The sequence below is a fragment of the Turicibacter sp. HGF1 genome, assembly GCF_000191865.1.
Classification (GTDB): Bacteria; Bacillota_I; Bacilli_A; order MOL361; family Turicibacteraceae; genus Turicibacter; species Turicibacter sanguinis.
The window spans coordinates 1-4,655 of the sequence record NZ_AEXQ01000088.1; the positions used below are offsets into that span (position 1 = coordinate 1).

General features: G+C 28.2%; 3 protein-coding genes. 1 reads left to right on the forward strand and 2 read right to left on the reverse strand.

Annotated elements, in window-relative coordinates; translation table 11 throughout:
- Nucleotides 1-316: 316 nt before the first annotated feature.
- Together HMPREF9402_RS08765 and srtB are read right to left on the reverse strand one after the other, a co-directional pair.
- Nucleotides 317-1,564, reverse strand: a complete 1,248-nt coding sequence (locus HMPREF9402_RS08765) for a conjugated bile salt MFS transporter (RefSeq protein WP_039930921.1) — start codon at nucleotides 1,562-1,564, stop codon at nucleotides 317-319.
- Nucleotides 1,565-2,363: 799 nt separating this feature from the next.
- Nucleotides 2,364-3,125 (reverse strand): class B sortase, encoded by a 762-nt coding sequence (gene srtB, locus HMPREF9402_RS08770; RefSeq protein ID WP_009607154.1) that lies wholly within the window; start codon nucleotides 3,123-3,125, stop codon nucleotides 2,364-2,366.
- Nucleotides 3,126-3,379: 254 nt separating this feature from the next.
- On the opposite strand from srtB, the gene HMPREF9402_RS08775 reads away from it, so the two are divergent.
- Nucleotides 3,380-4,504: an LPXTG cell wall anchor domain-containing protein gene (locus tag HMPREF9402_RS08775; protein ID WP_009607155.1), complete on the forward strand. Its 1,125-nt coding sequence runs from the start codon at nucleotides 3,380-3,382 to the stop codon at nucleotides 4,502-4,504.
- Nucleotides 4,505-4,655: the final 151 nt, after the last annotated feature.

Consider the following 4,655-nt stretch of genomic DNA (forward strand, 5'->3'; position numbering starts at 1 on the left):
TGTTTTTTTGTTTACTATCAATGGTTTCAAGTATTTTTATAAAATACTTCATTGAAATAATAGCCTACTATAAAATGTAATCTTATAATGAAATTGTATCCATGGTGGCATTAGCCTCAACTATGAGTAAAATTACTATTAAAACTAACAAAAAAGAAATTAAGTAACTTTAATCATCGCCTAGTTCTTCAGAAATAACATTTTTCTTTTAATGACATAAAAGAACTATCTCATTATAGGAGATGGTCCATTCATTTGATTCCTAATAATAAGGTTTTCTTCAGAGATCGAAGTGGATAGATTTTAATTAATTATTCTATGATAAAGATTTATTTTTATATCCTTTAACGCCTGTTAATAATAACCAATAACCTATAACTGTGCATCCTAGTAAAGTTATCCATGCAGCTGTAAAGCTTACTTCATCAACAATTATTCCAAATAAACCTGAGCCTGCAGCATATCCACCCCAGAATATTAAATTAATGATCCCTAATTTAATACTTACTTCTTTTTTACCGAAAACGTCACTTGCCATAAATGCTGGTGCTGACATATATGAATAAACATTTAATCCATAACCAATTGAGAACAAAAATGCAACTGTTGGAATTGATTTAGCTACTAGCATTGCAAGAATCGCTATAACTTGTAAAACCATCGCAATAAACATAGTTTTAAATGTTCCAAGTTTGTCAAATAGAACTCCACCGCTAAGATTTCCGATTAAACAACAAGCAGCAAATACCGATCCTAAAGTCCCTACTAATAAAGCATTAAAATGCAATTCAGCTGTAAAATAAGTCGCATACTGTGTACTTAAAGCTGAAACAGCAATTGCTATAATAAAATAACCAATCGAAAAAATCCAAAAATATTTATTCTTACGTACTTCGGTAGCACTTAATCCTTCATCTTGAATTTCTGTTACTTGTTGTTCATCGTCTTTAATACTTGATACTTCTGATTTTTTAGGTAAGCGGATGAAGAGTAAGACAATTGGTAAACTCACTAGTAATGAAGCTATACCAAATATAACATATGAAGCTGAAGGTCCCTGTGTTGCTAATGAATATGAAGTTAATTGTTGTAAAAAGACATTTCCAAGAGCTCCACCTGAGAAAGCTATTCCTAATGCCCTTCCACGTCCTTTAGCTGGAAACCAATTATTAATAATAAAAGGAACTCCTAAACTAGAAAAAAGAAGACATCCTACTTGTTGAATAGCTGCGTAAATGTAAAACTCTGGTAAAGTATTTGCAATTCCAAATGCGATAAATGCTACACTTGATATAACAGTCCCTGCAATAAAAATTAACTTGATATTAACTTTACCAAATAGTTTACCTAAAAAAGGAGAAAATAACGATGAAGCTAATGCTCCAAATGTAAAAATTAAGCTAAAAGAAGCTAATGAGAAATTAAATTGCTCGACTACGTAAGGAACAAATAGGGGTTGAATATTTTGAGCAATTGCATATGGGACTGCTTGAATGAACATACAAATAAAAACCATAAAATATCTTCGTCTATTTATCGATGTATTATTAATTGATCGTGACATAAAAATCAACCTTTCTCCATGATGCATTTGTTATTCTCCGTAAAAATAGAAACCCTATGATTACTATATATGTTTTCCCTTATTCTTAATCGATATACGCTATAAGTAGATAGCCACAACACTTTATTCTTGTATATTTAACTCTTGACTCCCCTATGTACTGCCCTTTAATTGAATTACTGATAGATTGATCTATTTAGTTAAGTTAGTAATTGTCAAATTATTTGTTATATAAAATACCTACTATATTATCTATAACTTTAGATGCGTCTATAGTTTCAATAATAATAATTTCTTCTGTTACTAAAAGGATATATCTCCTAAAAATAATGATGAATTTAATCTATCTCCACCATAATATACCCTAAAGGGTACAGGTCTATATCCGCAACTGTTACAGGAATTTAAATACAAAGAAAAAGGTTAATTTGAGTATAGCAGATCACTACTAAATTGAGATTAATCTTTTTTATTTTACTTCATATGAGCTATCTAAAGTAGAGAGTAAATAATAAATCAGTGCCTACTGTTTAATGGTCATGACTGAACTATTATTTACGGGCTTTGTATTTATACTTTTCTTTATAATGATTTAACCTCCAATAGGTGATCTATAAGAAACCGTTGAAGGTTAAATCAAACTCTATGTATTAGAACTTCTTCTTTGTATAGTTTCCCTGCGCTAAGTAGTGAGGTAACGACCTCTCAGCTGTCTTCCATTGCTAGGGTATAGGTTAAAAATAATTCGCTACGGTGAAATATTTTTGTTAAATGGATGATTGTATATTTATTTTTTTATCTACTCCTTAGATATTAACTTACCATGAACAATAGTACGCGCATTTTCAAATTCATAACTACAAGTATAAAGAGTGATTATATTATCATTAGAATTTAAGCCTATATCTTTTTTATATAATGATCTATTTTTTATATAGCTTAGATATTTCTTTTTATCTTGTTCATCCTCAAAATCAACTTTTAGGTAATCTTCATTATTGAAATCTGCTACGTAAATAGAAAATACTTCATAAGTATATGTTGTATCTTTATGTTCAACTCTTATTAGATTATTTTCATAAAAAAAACTTTCATTTTTAAAATTATCAAGTTCGCTAAACATAGTTTTATTTTTCATATGATGACCATATACAATAACACTATTATCTTCTTCGAAGTTATTTCTATAATCCATAAATAGACTACCAGAAGCTAGAGGATTTTTATTAAAGTCACGCTTAAGGTAGTAGTTATTATCTTTACTTTGAACGACCGGATAATCAATATTAGTATTATCGACTTTTAACCAAAATCTATAGTCTGAATTTATATACGAAAGTTCACAATATTTATCACCTTCAGTAGACTTATTCGATTCACTAACTTTTTCAGTATCTTCATTATCTTCAATATTTTTAATTGACCCTCTGACTTCTCTAATATCTTCATATATAGTATCAGCTTTTTTGTACTGGGATACATTTAAATAAATGTTATAAACAGAAAATGTTAACATCAAAATTAGTACTAAATTTAATAGTAATCTGATGATTTTTTTCAAATATATCACCACCTGTTAACCCCAAATTCAATAATAAATATTTCACAGATATTTATATTCAATTATAAATAAAATACTACAATATTATGTATTTTACTACATTATTATTAATAAAAATTTCATTAAAGATGTTAAAAATTATAGAAATAGGTAATATTTTTTTCTATAAGGTTAAATATATACAGGTAAGTAAAATTTATTAAAACATATGAAATTAACTAATATAGCTTAGTAAGAAAGGAGAAAAGTGAAAAATGAAAAAACGTTTATTAACGAGTCTAACAGCTATATTCATGGTGTTTATGATGTCGACACTGATGGTATTTGCAAATGATACTGTAGAAGGAAACTTAACTAGTTCACAATTTTTATCAGGAAGTAATGAAAACGGGGTTATTAAGTTAAGTGGAAATGTTACACTTTCTGACTCATTAAAAATTGATGCAAAGAATTATGTCATTGATTTAAATGGGCATACGTTAACGTTGACAAAAGACACAAATCTTTTCACAAATAACGCTAACGTTACCTTTAAAAATGGAACAATCAATCTAGATGGAATTAAAGGTAATGCGGACACTATCTTAGGAGTAGGAAACTATGGAAGTAGTGCAACACTAACTCTAGATGCAGTTAATTTACAAGCAAATAACTATAAGTCACCCTATGCTTTAATTTATGTATACAATAATAGTACCTTAAATATAGAAAACAATTCTGTTTTAAATGCGAAGAATGAAAAAAGTTTATCTGGAGGAGTTATCAAATCTAGTGATGGACAAGCTGGAAAAATCAATATAACTGATTCTACTTTAAACTTTGAAAATGCTGCACGTGGATTTGTCGATGGAACAATCAATATAAAAAACTCTACAGTAAATATGAAGGGATTAGCTAATGGTATCAATAGTAGTACTGGAGGATTAAATCTTGCAGTAGATAATTCTGAAATTACAATCACTGGATCAATAGGACGCGCATTAACAGTAGATGGAACAAATATTAAGGTTAAAAATAACTCAGCACTTAATCTTAGTAATTCACTCGGAGATGATATCTTGTTTAAAAGTGAAGGAAAAATTGAAGTTGATCAATCATCTCAATTAAACTTTAAAACAATTAAGCTTGATGAATCTATTAAAGGAACAGACTTAAATAATTTAATCGTATCAGAAAACTATGAATATCAATTAGATGAGCAAGGAAATCTTATCATTACAGAAAAACAACATGATACAGAAAATAATCCAGGTAATGAAACAGATATCCCTCAGACAGGTGATGATAGTAATCTATATCTTATGATTGGAATGGCAATTACTTCATTAACTGGATTAGTATATTTGAAAAAGACGTCATCTAGGAAAGACACCGTCTAAATAATAAAATTAATTTTTAAAAGACGAGAAAATATAATAATTTTCTCGTCTTTTTTATAGCTAAAATTCTATTTAATACTATTCTCTATTTTTATATTCAACACATTTTAATAAAGCAAATATTACTAATCCCTACTTCATTATAGTCTTC

Bases quoted from the DNA above. Each gene is read 5' to 3' on its own strand.
- HMPREF9402_RS08765 (WP_039930921.1), bottom strand. From the start codon at position 1,564: ATGTCACGATCAATTAATAATACATCGATAAATAGACGAAGATATTTT.
- HMPREF9402_RS08775 (WP_009607155.1), top strand. From the start codon at position 3,380: ATGAAAAAACGTTTATTAACGAGTCTAACAGCTATATTCATGGTGTTT.